The 15,205-nt window shown below is 62.0% G+C and carries 13 protein-coding genes; 1 reads left to right on the top strand and 12 read right to left on the bottom strand.

What is annotated here, in order from left to right; all coding sequences use genetic code 11:
* Positions 1 to 4: 4 nt before the first annotated feature.
* From BM416_RS16460 to BM416_RS16505, 9 genes are all read right to left on the bottom strand, one after another.
* Entirely contained in the window at positions 5 to 292 is a 288-nt protein-coding gene (locus BM416_RS16460) for an STAS domain-containing protein (protein ID WP_027607293.1), read from the bottom strand.
* A 22-nt stretch (positions 293 to 314) separates the two neighbouring features.
* Positions 315 to 683, bottom strand: a complete 369-nt coding sequence (locus BM416_RS16465) for a response regulator (protein ID WP_065873103.1) — start codon at positions 681 to 683, stop codon at positions 315 to 317.
* Between the two features lie 9 nt (positions 684 to 692).
* Positions 693 to 1,901: a methyl-accepting chemotaxis protein gene (locus BM416_RS16470; RefSeq protein WP_092488761.1), complete on the bottom strand. Its 1,209-nt coding sequence runs from the start codon at positions 1,899 to 1,901 to the stop codon at positions 693 to 695.
* Between the two features lie 1,166 nt (positions 1,902 to 3,067).
* The gene (locus BM416_RS16480) at positions 3,068 to 4,810 is read right to left on the bottom strand and encodes an ABC transporter substrate-binding protein (RefSeq protein ID WP_027607296.1); all 1,743 of its coding nucleotides are present in this window, start codon (positions 4,808 to 4,810) and stop codon (positions 3,068 to 3,070) included.
* 225 nt (positions 4,811 to 5,035) lie between these two features.
* Entirely contained in the window at positions 5,036 to 5,308 is a 273-nt protein-coding gene (locus BM416_RS16485) for a DUF2160 domain-containing protein (RefSeq protein WP_027607297.1), read from the bottom strand.
* A gap of 10 nt (positions 5,309 to 5,318) precedes the next feature.
* On the bottom strand, positions 5,319 to 6,119 hold the full coding sequence (locus BM416_RS16490) for a carbohydrate ABC transporter permease (protein ID WP_003174634.1): 801 nt from the start codon (positions 6,117 to 6,119) through the stop codon (positions 5,319 to 5,321).
* Between the two features lie 10 nt (positions 6,120 to 6,129).
* Complete coding sequence (locus BM416_RS16495) at positions 6,130 to 6,996, bottom strand: carbohydrate ABC transporter permease (RefSeq protein WP_025858174.1); 867 nt, start codon at positions 6,994 to 6,996, stop codon at positions 6,130 to 6,132.
* Positions 6,993 to 8,090 (bottom strand): ABC transporter ATP-binding protein, encoded by a 1,098-nt coding sequence (locus tag BM416_RS16500; RefSeq protein WP_092488763.1) that lies wholly within the window; start codon positions 8,088 to 8,090, stop codon positions 6,993 to 6,995. Before BM416_RS16500 ends, BM416_RS16495 begins: the two co-directional genes overlap by 4 nt.
* Complete coding sequence (locus BM416_RS16505) at positions 8,090 to 9,184, bottom strand: ABC transporter ATP-binding protein (protein WP_092488764.1); 1,095 nt, start codon at positions 9,182 to 9,184, stop codon at positions 8,090 to 8,092. Before BM416_RS16505 ends, BM416_RS16500 begins: the two co-directional genes overlap by 1 nt.
* 263 nt (positions 9,185 to 9,447) lie before the next feature.
* Here BM416_RS16505 and BM416_RS16510 point away from each other — a divergent pair, with 263 nt between their 5' ends.
* A complete protein-coding gene (locus BM416_RS16510) occupies positions 9,448 to 11,265 on the top strand; it encodes a sigma-54-dependent Fis family transcriptional regulator (RefSeq protein WP_092488765.1) in 1,818 nt (605 codons plus the stop codon).
* Here BM416_RS16510 and BM416_RS16515 read toward each other — a convergent pair.
* The 3 genes from BM416_RS16515 to BM416_RS16525 form a co-directional block, all read right to left on the bottom strand.
* Positions 11,262 to 12,194 carry a FecR family protein gene (locus BM416_RS16515; protein WP_092488766.1) on the bottom strand — a complete coding sequence of 311 codons (933 nt, stop codon included), beginning with the start codon at positions 12,192 to 12,194 and terminating at the stop codon, positions 11,262 to 11,264. The genes BM416_RS16510 and BM416_RS16515 overlap by 4 nt on opposite strands.
* A complete protein-coding gene (locus tag BM416_RS16520) occupies positions 12,191 to 12,733 on the bottom strand; it encodes a sigma-70 family RNA polymerase sigma factor (protein WP_092488767.1) in 543 nt (180 codons plus the stop codon). The genes BM416_RS16515 and BM416_RS16520 overlap by 4 nt, the downstream gene beginning before the upstream one ends.
* A 229-nt stretch (positions 12,734 to 12,962) precedes the next feature.
* Positions 12,963 to 15,080 carry a TonB-dependent receptor family protein gene (locus BM416_RS16525; RefSeq protein WP_092488768.1) on the bottom strand — a complete coding sequence of 706 codons (2,118 nt, stop codon included), beginning with the start codon at positions 15,078 to 15,080 and terminating at the stop codon, positions 12,963 to 12,965.
* Between the last annotated feature and the right edge of the window lie 125 nt (positions 15,081 to 15,205).

Consider the following 15,205-nt stretch of genomic DNA (forward strand, 5'->3'; position numbering starts at 1 on the left):
GCGGCTATGAGGCCGCGCTGCGACACAGTTGGAGCGCCTGCGTGACCGCCTGGCTCTGGCCGGTCACGCTCAAGGCTATGCCGGCATTACCGGCCTCACGCCGGATGACCGCGAGCAACTGCAAGCCGGCGCCATCCATTTCCGTGACCTCAGACAGGTCCAGCTCCAGGCGTGGCGCCGCGCCCATCTGCGGCAGCAGCGCCGCCGCCAGTTCCGCGACGGTGTAGATCGTAAGCTCGCCGTCAATGCGCACGTGGGCCGTGTCGTCGAGTGTTTCAGTGGTTATCGGCATGGGAGCCTCCCTGGCGCCGGGATCAAGGCAGGATCAGTTTAGACACGGCTGCCAACATCTGCGCAGGCTGGAACGGCTTGACCACCCAGGCCTTGGCGCCGGCGGCCTGGCCCTCGGCCTTCTTCGACTCCTGGGACTCGGTGGTGAGCATGATGATCGGGGTGAACTTGTAGTTGGCCAGCTTCTTGACCTCCTTGACGAAGGTGATGCCGTCCATGTTGGGCATGTTCACGTCGCTGATGATCAGGTGCACTTTCTGCCCGGTCAGCTTGCCCAGGGCATCCTTGCCGTCGCTGGCCTCGATGACGTCGTAACCGGCGCTTTTCAAGGCTATGCCGACCACTTGCCGCACGCTGCTGGAGTCGTCGACCACTAATACATTCTTCGCCATGATGTGCTCCTAAAAGAAGGTGATGTCTTGAGAATTCTGCTGTACGGCCGCCTCTCCATGATGGAGGCGCCGCTGCTCGTCGGTGGCGTAGGTGGCTTCCATGCGCGCCAGCCATTGGCGGGCGTCGACGGCCACCGGCTGGTCCGGGGCCTGGCTGGCCTGCAGGAGGTGCTCATGCAGGGCGTGCATGTTGTCGCGCACGTGGCTGAGGATCTGGCTGACACGGTCCTGGAATTGCAGGTTGACCAGCACCTCGGTCATCTCATCCCGGATACCGTAGCTTTCCTGCTTGAGCAGGTCGGCGGATTCGGCCAGGCGCCCGGTGATGTTCTGGAAGCGTGCGAGCACCACTTGAATACTGTTTTCGGACTCGGCCACCGAATGGCTGTCCTGGTCGGCACTGCTGGACGCGGCCTGGACCAATTGCGTAATGGCGTTGTTGATGATGTCGACCTTGGCCGACATCTGCTGGCCGGTTTCACTGGATTTGCTCGACAGGCTGCGCACCGCGTCGGCCACCACCGCAAAACCGCGCCCGGCCTCACCGGCACGCGCCGCCTCGATGGCTGCGTTGAGGGCCAGCAGGTTGGTTTGCGCGGCAATCGCCGCCACATCGGCGGCCATGGTCCGCAGTTCGCCGGTATAGGCGGTCAGGCTGCGGACCTGGGCCAGGGTCTGGTCACGGCTGGTTTGGGTGGCCTTGAGCGAATTGATCACCTGGCTCAGCTCGCTGTCACTGCGTGCCAGCACCTCAAGCGCGCCGTCGGCGGCCTGCCCGTCCAGTTCGCCGGCCGCGTGCTGCGAGGCTTGTACCGTCTCCTGCAAGCGTGCGGCGATCCCGGTGAAACGGTTGGCCAGGCTCACGATCGCTTCTTCGGTCTGATGGCGCGAGCTTTCCACCTGCTTGGCCCAGATGGGCATGGCGCCCAGCAATACCTCATCGAGCTGGGCACGAGAGGCCATGCCGTCGTGCGCCGCGTGCGCATCTGACTGTTCCGCCAGCGCAAGCGCTTGCTGCATTGCGTTGCGCTGCGAACTCGCGCTCCAGGCACAGGCACCGAGGCCGATCAGCACCAGTACCGTGCAAGCCAGCAGATTGGCCGGCGAGGTTGATTGCACAAGTATCCACAACACGGCCGGCACGACCGGGATCAAAGCGAACCAGCGAAAACGTGGATAAACGGGAAGAGGCAGGCGACTGGATTGGCGCTGGGGCATGAGTTCGATCCTTGAACGTTGTTGCGGATGTAAGTGACATAGTTGTTATCTGCGCTGTAACTCGCAACTTGAGGTGACTTGAGTGCCTTCCGTCTGGTTTATGACCGCAGGGTGACAGATCGGTCAGTTCTGGATTCTTGTTCCTGAAGGATCAGCGGTGGTTTACCGAACAGGGGGTTGTCGCAGCGCTGGTTAGCGAGTCTGTCTTTCAGACTGAGAAATCTCCTTGTGGTGAGGGAGCTTGGTTCCGTGGCGGCCTCTGGGCCGACCATGTCGTTGGGTTTGACCGAGTACATATCCATTGCTGCGGTAACGGCTGCCTACGGTTCCGCCCTTACGGCGGGTCACTTTGGAAAAGCCCCAAAGTAACCAAAGGGCTCTTGCCCCACCACTCGGTACCTCGCCTAGGCTCGGTATGCCCGAACGCAGGCTTGAATCCGTGGGCCGCCGTCATGGGGCGCCTAGGATCAAAAGCCAGAGCAAAAGCAGAGCAAAAGCAGACCGAGTTCTAGCTGATATGTGGAGATCCAAATGTGGGAGGGGGCTTGCCCCCGATTGCAGTGGGTCAGTACCAAATCCACCAACTGACACTCCCTCATCGGGGGCAAGTCGAATCGTCGCACCGCCCCTCCCACATTTTTAACCCAGTACACCAGACCCAACTCCGGTCGGCTCTAAGGCCGCCGCGCTTTGGCTCTTGATCTCAAATCGCCCCGTCAAACACGCTGGCCGAACGCAGGCTTTGGAGCGTGGGTAACCCGGCAGGACGCCGGGTTAGCCGCACTGGGCCAAGGATGGCCCATTGCGGCGGCCCACGCTCCAAAGCCTTCGTTCGGGCACACCGAGCCTAGGCGAGGTGCCGAGTGTTGGGGCGAAGACCTTTTGCTTACTTTTGGGTCTTTCCAAAAGTGACCCGCCGTAAGGGCGGAACCATAAGTGGCCGTTACCGCAGCAACGGATATGTACTCCCCCCCAAAAAAAGCGATCGGCCCGAAGGCCACCACGGAAGCAAGCTCCCTCGCCACAGACCACTGAAAATTGTTTAGACACCCATACTCAGAATTGCCTGACCAACGCGCGTCATCGGTCACAGAGCTACGCCTTTATGTTTGCGCCAAAACAAAACGGCACCTGGGTGCCGTTTTGTGTTCCACGCCCAGGCACGTTTACTTACGCGCTGCCTCCCACTGCTTGAGCAGGTCGCCATAGGCCACGGTCTCGCCTTTCGGTTTCTCGTTGGCCAGTTTCGGTTTCGGCGCACCCGGTTGGTCGAACCAGTATTGCGCGTCACGCTCGGGGTTCATTTTCGGGCCGCACACCGGTTGCACCTTGGAGCGTTCCAGGCGCGTCATGATCGCGTCCTGCTCCTTGGCCAGGTTGTCGAGGGCCTGTTGCGGGGTTTTCTCGCCGCTGGCGGCGGCGGCGATGTTGCTCCACCACAGTTGCGCCAGGCGTGGGTAGTCCGGCACGTTGGTGCCGGTCGGGGTCCACTCGACCCGCGCCGGGCTGCGGTAAAACTCCACCAGGCCACCGAGTTTCGGCGCCATGTCGGTCATGGCCTGGGAGTTGATGTCGGACTCACGAATCGGTGTCAGGCCGACGATGGTTTTCTTCAGGGACACGGTTTTCGAGGTCACGAACTGCGCGTAGAGCCAGGCCGCGAGTTTCTGTTTCTCCGGGGTGGACTTGAGGAAGGTCCAGGAACCCACGTCCTGGTACCCCTTCTTCATGCCCTTTTCCCAATACGGCCCGACCGGCGACGGCGCCATGCGCCATTTCGGCGTGCCGTCGGCATTCACCACCGGCAGGCCCGGCTTGGTCATGTCGGCGGTAAACGCGGTGTACCAGAAGATCTGCTGGGCGATGTTGCCCTGGGACGGCACCGGGCCGGATTCGGAGAAGGTCATGCCCGCCGCTTCCGGTGGCGCATAGGCTTTCATCCAGTCCACGTATTTCTGCGTGGCGAACACCGCCGCCGGGCCGTTGGTGTCGCCACCACGGGTGACGCTGGAGCCCACCGGGTGGCAGTCCTCCACGCGGATGCCCCACTCGTCCACCGGCAAGCCGTTGGGCAGGCCCTTGTCGCCGCCGCCGGCCATGGAGAACCAGGCATCGGTGAAGCGCCAGCCCAGGGACGGGTCTTTCTTGCCGTAGTCCATGTGCCCATAGATGCGCTTGCCGTCGATTTCCTTGACGTCTTCGCTGAAGAATTTGGCGATGTCTTCATAGGCCGACCAGTTCACCGGCACGCCGAGGTCATAGCCGTATTTTTCCTTGAACTTGGCTTTCAGCTCCGGACGCTCGAACCAGTCGGCGCGGAACCAGTAGAGGTTGGCGAACTGCTGGTCGGGCAACTGGTAGATCTTGCCGTCCGGCGCGGTGGTGAAGGAGATGCCGATAAAGTCCTTGATATCCAGGGTCGGCGAGGTAAAGGCCTTGCCTTCGTTGGCCATCAGGTCGGTGATGGATTCGGTCTTGCCATAGCGAAAGTGCGTACCGATCAAGTCGGAATCGTTGACCCAGCCGTCATAGATATTCTTGTCGGACTGCATCTGGGTTTGCAGTTTCTCCACCACGTCGCCTTCCTGCAGCAGGTCGTGGGTCAGCTTGATGCCGGTGATTTCGCTGAAGGCCTTGGCCAGCACCTTGGATTCGTACTCGTGGGTGGTGAGGGTTTCCGACACCACGTTGATCTTCATCCCACGGAACGGTTCGGCGGCCTTGATAAACCACTTCAACTCCTCAAGCTGCTGGTCGGCCGTAAGGGTCGACGGCTTGAACTCGCTGCCGATCCATTTCTTCGCCGCATCTTCATACGCATCAGCCCAGGCCGAAGCGCTCAAACCGCTGAGGGCCAGTACGGCGGCCAATGAAATGCTATGTCGCAGCTTATTGTTCTTATTCAACATAGAGACCTCCTGGTTAATTTCAAAAAGGACTACAAACGCCACAACCCCCTGTAGGAGCGAGCTTGCTGTGGCGAGGGAGCTTGCTCCCGCTGGGCTGCGAAGCGGCCCCAGACTGAACACTCGAGTTACATCAGTTGCAAATCGGTGAACGGATTGGGAGTGCTACGCACTCCAGCGGGAGCAAGCTCCCTCGCCACAGCAAGCTCGCGCCTACACAGGTCATGTCTAGCCCCAACGCATCACACTCAACAGCCATACCAGGGAGAGCGCGGACGCTACCCAGATGCTCCAGTCGGTAACGCCGATCACCAGCAAATGCAGGTAGGCGCTGCCGAGAAGACCGATAAACAAACGATCACCACGGGTGGTGCTGATCGGCAGGACGCCGCGCCGCGGGATGCTCGGCGAGCGCAGCTCCCAGGTGGTCATGCCCGCCAGAATCAGGGCAATGCCGCCAAAGAACAGTGCAGTGGGGGTGGTCCAGGCCATCCATTCCATCATCGACTCCTCAGACCCGGCCCAGGGCAAAGCCCTTGGCCACGTGGTTGCGAACAAACCAGATCACCAGCATGCCGGGCAGGATGGTCAACACCCCCGCCGCTGCCAGCACGCCCCAATCGATACCCGAGGCCGACACCGTGCGGGTCATCACTGCGGCGATGGGCTTGGCGTTGACCGAGGTCAGGGTGCGCGCCAGCAGCAGCTCGACCCAGGAAAACATGAAGCAGAAAAACGCCGTCACACCGATGCCGGAGCCGATCAGCGGGATAAAAATCTTCACGAAGAACTTGGGAAAACTATAGCCGTCGATGTAGGCGGTTTCGTCGATTTCCTTAGGCACCCCGGACATGAAGCCCTCCAGGATCCACACCGCCAGCGGTACGTTGAACAGGCAGTGGGCCAAGGCCACGGCGATGTGCGTGTCGAACAGGCCGATGGACGAATACAGCTGGAAAAACGGCAGCAGGAACACCGCGGGTGGCGCCATGCGGTTGGTCAGCAGCCAGAAGAACAGGTGCTTGTCACCCAGGAAGCGGTAGCGCGAGAAGGCATAGGCCGCCGGCAACGCCACGCTCAGGGAAATCACCGTGTTCAGGCTGACGTAGTACAGCGAGTTGAGGTAACCGGTGTACCAGCTGGGGTCGGTGAAGATCACCTTGTAGTTGGCCAGGGTGAAATCCTGCGGAAACAGGGTCAGCCCGCCGAGGATTTCGGTGTTGCTCTTGAAGGACATGTTCAGCAGCCAGTAGATCGGCACCAGCAGGAACAGGATGTAGATCAGCAGCGGAATAACCTTGCGCTTGCTCATGTTGGCGGCCTCAGCGGTTGGCGTCGGAGTGGGTCATGGCGGTGTAGAACAGCCAGGACACCAACAGGATGATCAGGAAGTACACCAGGGAAAACGCCGCCGCCGGGCCCAGGTCGAATTGGCCTACGGCCATCTGGGTCAGCGTCTGACTGAGGAACGTCGTGGCATTCCCCGGCCCGCCCCCCGTGAGGACGAAGGGCTCGGTGTAGATCATGAAACTGTCCATGAAGCGCAGCATCACCGCGATCAGCAGCACGCTTTTCATCTTCGGCAACTGGATATGCCGGAACACCGCCCACGCCGAAGCCCGATCGATACGTGCGGCCTGGTAGTACACATCCGGGATCGCCCGCAGCCCGGAATAACACAGCAGCGCCACCAGCGAGGTCCAGTGCCACACGTCCATCACCAGCACGGTGACCCAGGCGTCCATGGTGTTGGCTGCGTAGTTGTAGCTGATGCCCAGGGCGTTGAGGCTGTAGCCCAGCAGGCCGATATCGGCGCGGCCGAAGATCTGCCAGATGGTGCCCACCACGTTCCACGGAATCAGCAGCGGAATGGCGAGGATGATCAGCACCAGCGACGACCAGCGGCCCTTGGTCGGCATGGTCAGGGCGATGGCGATGCCCAGGGGAATTTCGATCAGCAGCACGCAAGCCGAATAGATGAACTGGCGCAGCAGCGAGTCATGCAGGCGCGGGTCGAGCAGCACCTGCTTGTACCAGTCGGCGCCGACAAAGTAGCGGCTGGACTGGTCGAAGATGTCCTGCACCGAATAGTTGACCACCGTCATCATCGGGATCACCGCACTGAACGCCACCAGCAGGAACACCGGCAGCACCAGCCACCAGGCCTTGTTGTTCTGCACCTTGTTCATGGCTGCACCTCCAGCAGGTAGTCGTCGGCATACACCATCAGCCACTGCGCGGGAAAGCTGATGGACGCCCTGCCCTCGGGCACCGGTTTGTCTTCGGCCAGGCGCACCTTGAGGGTGGCGCCGTCGAGGTTGAGGGTCATGATCTTGTAGGTGCCGAGGTCTTCGAGGTGAGTGACATCGGCTTGCAGGGCGTCAGGGTTGTACTCGTCCCATACGTGAATGAATTCCGGGCGGATCCCCACCTGCAGCGTCTTGTAGTCGCTGCCGGCAATGCGTTGCTGCAAGGCCTCGGATAACGGCAGAAGCGTGCCGGCAAAGCGCACACCGCCGGCCTCGGCCTGCACCTCGATCAGATTCATCCCAGGGCTACCGATGAAATAGCCGACAAAGGTGTGGCTGGGTCGTTCGAACAACTCACGGGGCGTGCCGAACTGCACGATCTGCCCGCCGTACATCACCGCGATCTTGTCGGCGAAGGTCGAGGCCTCAAGCTGGTCATGGGTGACGTAGACCATGGTGATATTGAACTGCTCATGGATCTGCTTGAGCTTGCGCCGCAGCTTCCACTTCAGGTGCGGGTCGATCACCGTCAGCGGTTCGTCAAAGAGGATGGCCGACACGTCATCCCGCACCAGGCCACGGCCCATGGAGACTTTCTGTTTTTCGTCGGCGGTGAGGTTGCGGGCTTTTTTGCTCAGCAGGTTTTGCAGGTCGAGGACTTCGGCAATTTCCTGCACCTTGCTGTGAATTTTCGCCTCGGCCATGCCCTGGTTTCGCAGGGGAAAGGCCAGGTTATCGAACACGGTCATGGTGTCGTACACCACCGGGAACTGGAACACCTGGGCGATGTTGCGTTTTTCCGGGGTGAGGTCATTGACCACTTTGCTATCGAACAGCACCTGCCCTTCGGACGGGCTCAGCAGGCCGGAGATGATATTGAGCAACGTCGACTTGCCGCAGCCCGACGGCCCGAGCAAGGCGTAGGCACCGCCCTGCTCCCACACGTGGTTCATTTCCCGTATCGCGTAGTCCTCTGGCCCGTTCGGCGTAGGACTGTAGCTGTGCGCCAGGCTCTGCAAATGGATCTCGGCCATCAGGCAACCCTCGCGACGCGGCGCCCGGGGGCCTGGACCAAACAGCCCTGGCCATCGAACACAAACAGTTTATGGGTGGGGATGTACACACGGATCGGCGCGTCGACGTCGTACTCATGCACCCCCGGCAGGTGCAGCACCAGCAGGAAGTGCTCGCTGCGTACATGCAGGAAGGTTTCCGAACCGCTGATCTCGGCGACTTCCACGGTCACTGCCAGTTCGAGGTCGTCGTCGTTGCTCGGCACCAGGCTGATATGGCTGGGGCGTACACCAAAACGGAATTCGCCTTCGCCGATGGGGCGCAGGTCGACGTTCAGCGGGAAGTGCACAAAATTGGCGAAGCTCACCTCATTACCGCTGATACGCCCCGGCATCAGGTTGATCGGCGGCTCGGAAAACAGCTCGGCGGCCAACACGGTCTGCGGCTGGTGATACACCTCGGCGGCCTTGCCGCTCTGGATCACCCGGCCTTCGTGAAGAATGGTGGTGGTGCCGCCCAGGGCCAGGGCCTCGTTGGGCTCGGTGGTGGCGTAGATGGCAATGGTGTGCCGCGCCTTGAATAGCTCGCGCATTTCCTGACGCAGCTCTTCGCGCAGTTTGTAGTCCAGGTTCACCAGCGGCTCGTCGAACAGGATCAGTTCGGCGTCTTTCACCAACGCGCGGGCCATGGCCGTGCGTTGCTGCTGGCCACCGGACAGCTCCAGCGGGTGACGTTGCAGGAATTTCTCGATGCGCAGCATCCGCGCGGTTTCCAGCACCTTGCTCTGGATCAGCTCGTCGGACACACCGGCCTGGCGCAATGGCGAGGCGATGTTTTCGAACACGGTCATGGTCGGGTAGTTGATGAACTGCTGATACACCATCGACACGTTGCGCAGGCGCACCGGTTTGTGGGTGACATCCACGCCGTTCATCAGGATGCGCCCGCTGTCGGGCTTGTCCAGGCCCGCCATCAGGCGCATCAGGCTGGTCTTGCCGGACAGGGTGCGACCAAGCAGGACGTTGAAGGAGCCGGCTTCGAAGCGCAGGTTGGCGTCGTCGATCCAGGTTTGACCTTCGACGACGCGGGAGACATGTTCCAGGGTCAATGACATGACACGACCTTTTTATTATTGGAATGAATCTGGCCAGTCGTCAGAGCGAGTTTCATGCCAAAAACGGCAGGTGCTTGATCCGCAAGGAAATGGGTTGAACGTGATGTTCAGGAGCGAACAGAAATGAACAGATCAGGCTGAACAACTGAACAATCCTGGGGTTGACAATGAACAGTTATGAACAACACTCTTTGAACCCGATTGATCTGGTTACATCCGCTGGATTGTGCAAGACCCCAAAACAATAAAAAGAAGGTCGCCCCATGGCCGAACCCCTGGCTCACGACACCCTTATCCAGGAATCCTGGCGCCGTTGCCGCGCCTTCGGCCTGGACCACCAGAGCACGCCCAGCTTCGATCAACTGCCCGCCGAGGGCATCAGCCAATTGCTGGAAAGCCAGCATTCCCTGGTGCAGACCACGCACCAGGAAGTCCTGCCCTACTACGAAAACATCCTGAGCAATTCCAACTGCCTGATCATGCTGGCCGACAACCAGGGCCAGGTGCTGACCAGCTGGGGCACCCAGCGCTTTATCGAGCCCAAGCTGGCCCGGGGATTCAGCGCCGGCGCCAGTTGGATGGAGCGTTCCAGCGGCACCAATGCCATCGGCACCGCGCTGGCCTGCGCCCAGGCGGTGCATATCGAACATGACGAACACTTCCTCAAGGCCAACCGCTTCATGACCGGCTCGGCAGCACCGATCTTCGATGCCCAGCGCGAAATCATCGCGGTGCTGGATGTGTCCAGCGACAGCTACCTGCCGCCCTCCCACACCCTGGGCATGGTCAAGATGATGAGCCAGACCGTGGAAAACCGGCTGATCCTCAACCTGTTTCGCGGCGAACACTTCCAGCTGACCTTCAACACCGGCCTGAGCAACCTCGACAGCCAATGGGCGGGCCTGCTGATCTTTGATGAGAGCGGCCAGGTGCTCTCGGCCAACCGCCGGGCCGACAACCTGTTGGGCATCAGTCTGTCGCGGGTGATGATCGACAGTTTGTTCAAGGTGTCGCTGCTGGAGTTGCTCAATCAGCCGGAGGGCCTGCCCTTTTCGTTGCAGGCGGCCGGACGCAATCGCTTCCAGTGCCTGCTGAAGCGACCGAAGCAGATGCCGGTGCAGGCCCGCGTGTTCAGCGAACCCGTTGCGCCAAAGCCTGCCGCAATTGGCTTGAAGACCTTGCACTTTGGCGATGTGCGCGTGGAAAAAGCCGTGCGCCAGGCCGAGCGCCTGCTGGAGAAGGACATCCCGCTGCTGATCCACGGGGAAACAGGGGTGGGCAAGGAAGTCTTCGTCAAGGCCCTGCACCAGGCCAGTTCCCGCAGCCAGCAGGCGTTTATCGCGGTGAACTGTGCGGCGATTCCCGCCGAGCTGGTGGAATCGGAACTGTTCGGCTACGAAAAAGGCGCGTTCACCGGCGCCAACCAGAAAGGCAGCATCGGCCTGATCCGCAAGGCCGACAAGGGCACGCTGTTCCTCGATGAAATCGGCGATATGCCACTGCCGACGCAAGCGCGCCTGCTGCGGGTATTGCAGGAGCGTTGTGTGCAGCCGGTGGGCAGCAGCGAGTTGTTCCCGGTGGATTTGCGCATCATCTCGGCCACTAACCGGGCCTTGCGCGAGCAGGTCCAGGCCGGGCGCTTTCGCGAGGACTTGTACTACCGCATCGGCGGCCTGACCCTTGAATTGCCGCCGTTACGCGAGCGCAGCGACAAGCGGGCGCTGTTCCAGCAGCTGTGGCAGCAACACCGGGAGCCAGGCCAATGGGCCGGGCTCAGCGCCGAGGTGCTGGCACTGTTCGAACAGCACCCCTGGCCCGGCAACCTGCGCCAGGTGAGCAGCGTGCTGCAGGTGGCGCTGGCGATGGCCGAGGAGCAGCCGATCCGCCCGGAGCATCTGCCGGACGATTTTTTTGTCGATTTGAACCTGACGGCGCCACTGCCCGCCAGTGAACACCTGGATGCCAGCATCGACCTGACCCAGCGCTTGAAGGCCGCCGGCGGGAATATTTCCCACCTGGCGCGGGAGCTGGGGGTGAGCCGCAATACCCTGTACAAGCGCCTGCGCCAGAACGAACGCTAGCGCGGCTTGACCACCACCAGCAGGTCGGTGAAGTACTCCACCTGGATCGGCAGGTTATCCGCCAGGGTCGACAGCGCCGCCGCCGTGTCATCCAGCTTGAACACCCCCGTCACCCGCAGGTTCTGCAAGGCCTGGGGGTCGAAGCGCAGCAGGCCGTGGCGGTAGCTGGCCAGGGTTTGCAGCACTTCGCTCAGGGGTTGGTCGTTGACCTTGAGCAGGCCACGGGTCCAGGCGTCCGGGTCGGTGTCGTCGGTGGCCTGGGGCGGTTGGGCGCGACCATGGTCGAGGATCGAACGCTGGCCGGCAGTGACCTTGACCCCTTCGCTGCGGTCCCCTTTGACCGCCACGGTGGACTCGATCACCGTCACCACCGTCGTGCCGTCTGGGGCGCGCTTGACCAAATAACGCGTGCCCAGTGCCGTCGCCGTGCCTTGGTCGGTACGCACCACGAAGGGCCGCGTCGCATCCTTGGCCACGTCGACCCAGAGCTCGCCTTGCAGCAGTTCGATCACCCGTTGGTGGCCGTCGAATTTCACGTCCACCGCCGAGTTGCTGTTGAGTTGCAACTGGCTGCCGTCTTCAAGGGCGATCTGGCGCCGCTCGCCCACGTCGGTGCGCTGATCGGCCATCCACACCGGCAGGTGCGTAAGGCCCAGCCAGCCGCAGAGCAATACGCCGAGCACGCCCATCACCTGGGCGCCGCGCGCGCGACGCGGGGCAAATGCGCGGTTCAGGGCCACGCGTGCGGGTTGTGCAGGCAAGGTATCGAGGCTTCCCCACAGCGCGCGCATGCGGTCGATGGCGACGGCGTGACGAGGGTCGGCCTGGCACCAGGCGTTGAAGGCCTGACGCTCGGCGTCGCTGACCTCTTCGTCGTGCAGGCGGGTCAGCCAATTCGCCGCTTGCTGGATGATCTGTTCGGAATTCATGCCAGCGGGTCTGCCGCGTGCAGGCTGTGGTAGCAGTGCACCAGGGCGCTGGAGATGTAGTTTTTGACAGTGCTGGCGGACACGTCCAGGCGCGTGGCGATTTCGCTGTAGGTCAGCCCGTCGAGGCGACTCAACAGGAAGGCTTCGCGGGCCTTGGCGGGCAAGCCGGCAAGCATTTCGGCGATGCGTTCCAGGGCTTGCAGGGCGATATGGATCGCGGCCGGGTCGGGCATGCCGGCATCCTCGCTCTGGATCACCAGGGCTTCCATGTAGGCTTTTTCAATGCGTCGACGCCGGGCGCCATCGATCAGCAAACGCCCTGCCGTGGTGGCCAGGAATGCCCGGGGCTCCTTGATATTTTGCGGCTCGGCCAGCATCAGCACGCGGATGAAGGCATCGTGGGCCAGGTCGGCGGCGTGCTGGGAACACCCCAGTTTTCTGCGCAGCCAGCCCTGCAACCAGCCGTGGTGCTCGCGGTACATCGCCGTAAGGGTCTGCTGACGCACTGAATCGCCCAGCGCGGCCGGAATGTCATGCATGCGCAAAAGAGTCTCAAATGGGAAGAGTTACCAATTGCGCAAACAATGCCAGTAAAACGATAGTAGGGCAAGGGGCGCGCACAAGCGCTGAAAGCACCATGAATCAACAAGGGGGCTTGCTCCCGATAGAGGGTGGGTCAGCCAGCTTATCTGTCGCTGATACACCGCTATCGGGGGCAAGCCCCCTCCCACAGTTTGATCTCCATGCAGCAGGTAACTGTGTGTCCTCTTAGCGCCAGCTCCATGAAACACCGGTATAGATCCCGCGACCATCGGCCGGGGTTGAGCGTGCGACATCAAGGCCCTTGTCGTCGTAGCCCGGCGTGACGGTGTTGGCGTAGCGACGGTTGGTGAGGTTGCGCAGGTCGACCCAGGCTTGCCAGTCCTGCTTGGGTGCGTCGTAGCCGAAGGTCGCGCCCAGAAGGGTGTAGGACGCGGCGTAATAGGAATTGGCGTAATCCACCGCCACCCGCGAGGAATGCTCGGTATTGAGGCTGGTGTAGAAGCCCGTCGGGTGGCCGTAGCGCAGTTGCGCCTGATAGTAGTGCTGGGGGATGCCCGGCAAGCGGTTGCCGCCGAAACGGTCGTCGTCGCGGTAGTGGAAGTCACTGAAGGTATAGGCCTGGCGCAGGTCGAGCTTACCGCTGCGGCCGCCGTCCCACAGCGGGCTGAGCAGGCCCAGCTCCACGCCCTGGTGCACGGTGGGGCTGGCGTTGGACTCGGCGAGGATGGCATTGCTGGTCGAGGTCTGGGCCTGGGTTTCCACGGTGAGCAGTTCGTGGCGCACTTCGGAGCGGTACAGCGCCAGGTCCCACTGGCCGAGCCATGCTTCGCCACGGCCACCGATTTCCAGGGTGGTGGCAGTCTGGTTTTTCAGGCTGACGCCTTCGCGCTGTAATCCAGTGGCCGGGCCGCTGCCCGCTGGAAAGTATTTGTTGGAACCCCAGATCATCGACCACGCATGCGGCGGCTCGACCGAGCGGCTCAGGTTGCCGTACACCTGCAACTGCGGGGTGAAGTCATAGCGCAGGCCAATGCGTGGTGCGTAGTCCCAGTCATGCTGGCTGAGCGGTGCCTGGCCTTCGGGATAGGTGACCTGGGTTTCACGGCGGGTGTAGATCGCGGCCAGGCCGGTGGTCAGCCACAGGTCCTGGACCAGCTCCAGGTCGTTGCCGATATGCAGCACGGTGTCGGAGCCCAGGTAGCTGTAGTCGCGGGTCTTGGTGCCGGGGGCGTAGGTTGCGGTGTTGCCGGCGGGCGTGCGCACGTATTCCGACGTGCCGTTGTTGGGCATCGCCTGGGTGGTGCGCAGGCCGAGGGTGGTTTTGCTGTCGTGGCCGAACAACGTGTCCTGGCGGATGTAATTCAAGGTGCTGCTGATATCGGTGTAGGCCACCTTGAGGCGGTTGGTGCCTTCGCGCAGGTCCATCGGGTAATCGTGATAGGCCAGCCCGACTTCCAGGCGCGAACTGTCGTCCAACTGCAAGGTGGTCTTGTTGGCGATCCAGGTGGAGCCTGGTTGCAGGCGCTTGGAATCGCGGGCAGCGTTGAGACTGTTGGCGGCACGCGGGTCGTGGCTGATCTGGGCGCGGGTGAGTTTGCCGGGGGTGTCGTTGGTGGTTTCGCGGTAGCGGAAATAGAAGCGGGTTTCCAGGTCCGGGTTGAAGCGGTAGCCGAAGTTGGCGGCCATGCCCTTGCCGGTGGCGGCGCTCTGGCGCTGGTAGCCGTCGGATTCCGAGTCGGTGAGGCTGATGTAGTAGTCGGCATCCCCCAGCACCTGGCCCGAACTGATCTCGCGCTGGGCATAGCCACGGCTGCCGGCTTCATAGCGCACTTGCAGCTTGGGCGCATCGTAGCCGGTATGGGTCACGTAGTTGACCGCGCCGCCCAGGGCCAACGCGCCTTGATCAAAACCGTTGGCGCCACGCAGCACCTCCACGCGGCTTTGCCACAGCGGGTCCTTGAGTTCATAAGGGGTACCGCCGGGGCCGGTCAGCGGCAAGCCATCGAACATTTCGTACAGCCCTGAAGCATGGGCGCCCGGGCTGCGGTTCAGGCCCGAACCACGAATGGACAGCTTCACCCCTTCGTTATTTGCCGCCTTGGCATACACACCCGGCTGATACTTGAACACGTCTTCGTTGGTGCTCACCCGCCCCTGCTGCACGCTGTTCATGTCGATGTAATTGGTGGCGCCGGGCACGCTTTTGAGCTGCGCCTGGGCGACTTCGCCGGCGCCGGCCTCGGGCGTGGTGACTTCGACCGGCGCCAATTGCAGGTCTTCGGCGTGCACCAGGGAGCTAAAGGTCAGGGCGGCGAACAGGAACGGAGGTGGGCGCAGCAGCATGGGCGGATCCTTGGAATTCAGGGGCGTGAAAGGCTGGGCCGTCACGCGAACAGTGATGGGAAGACAACGATGCCCGCCAAGTCACGCCTTGATAACGGACCAGACGCTTCCCACAACAGCGTCGG

This window comes from Pseudomonas sp. NFACC42-2 (assembly GCF_900116055.1).
GTDB classification, from domain to species: Bacteria; Pseudomonadota; Gammaproteobacteria; order Pseudomonadales; family Pseudomonadaceae; genus Aquipseudomonas; species Aquipseudomonas marginalis.

Excerpts from the sequence above, each read along its gene's own strand:
- BM416_RS16460 (WP_027607293.1), bottom strand. The coding sequence starts at position 292 with ATGCCGATAACCACTGAAACACTCGACGACACGGCCCACGTGCGCATT.
- BM416_RS16465 (WP_065873103.1), bottom strand. The coding sequence starts at position 683 with ATGGCGAAGAATGTATTAGTGGTCGACGACTCCAGCAGCGTGCGGCAA.
- BM416_RS16470 (WP_092488761.1), bottom strand. The coding sequence starts at position 1,901 with ATGCCCCAGCGCCAATCCAGTCGCCTGCCTCTTCCCGTTTATCCACGT.
- BM416_RS16480 (WP_027607296.1), bottom strand. The coding sequence starts at position 4,810 with ATGTTGAATAAGAACAATAAGCTGCGACATAGCATTTCATTGGCCGCC.
- BM416_RS16485 (WP_027607297.1), bottom strand. The coding sequence starts at position 5,308 with ATGGAATGGATGGCCTGGACCACCCCCACTGCACTGTTCTTTGGCGGC.
- BM416_RS16490 (WP_003174634.1), bottom strand. The coding sequence starts at position 6,119 with ATGAGCAAGCGCAAGGTTATTCCGCTGCTGATCTACATCCTGTTCCTG.
- BM416_RS16495 (WP_025858174.1), bottom strand. The coding sequence starts at position 6,996 with ATGAACAAGGTGCAGAACAACAAGGCCTGGTGGCTGGTGCTGCCGGTG.
- BM416_RS16500 (WP_092488763.1), bottom strand. The coding sequence starts at position 8,090 with ATGGCCGAGATCCATTTGCAGAGCCTGGCGCACAGCTACAGTCCTACG.
- BM416_RS16505 (WP_092488764.1), bottom strand. The coding sequence starts at position 9,184 with ATGTCATTGACCCTGGAACATGTCTCCCGCGTCGTCGAAGGTCAAACC.
- BM416_RS16510 (WP_092488765.1), top strand. The coding sequence starts at position 9,448 with ATGGCCGAACCCCTGGCTCACGACACCCTTATCCAGGAATCCTGGCGC.
- BM416_RS16515 (WP_092488766.1), bottom strand. The coding sequence starts at position 12,194 with ATGAATTCCGAACAGATCATCCAGCAAGCGGCGAATTGGCTGACCCGC.
- BM416_RS16520 (WP_092488767.1), bottom strand. The coding sequence starts at position 12,733 with ATGCATGACATTCCGGCCGCGCTGGGCGATTCAGTGCGTCAGCAGACC.
- BM416_RS16525 (WP_092488768.1), bottom strand. The coding sequence starts at position 15,080 with ATGCTGCTGCGCCCACCTCCGTTCCTGTTCGCCGCCCTGACCTTTAGC.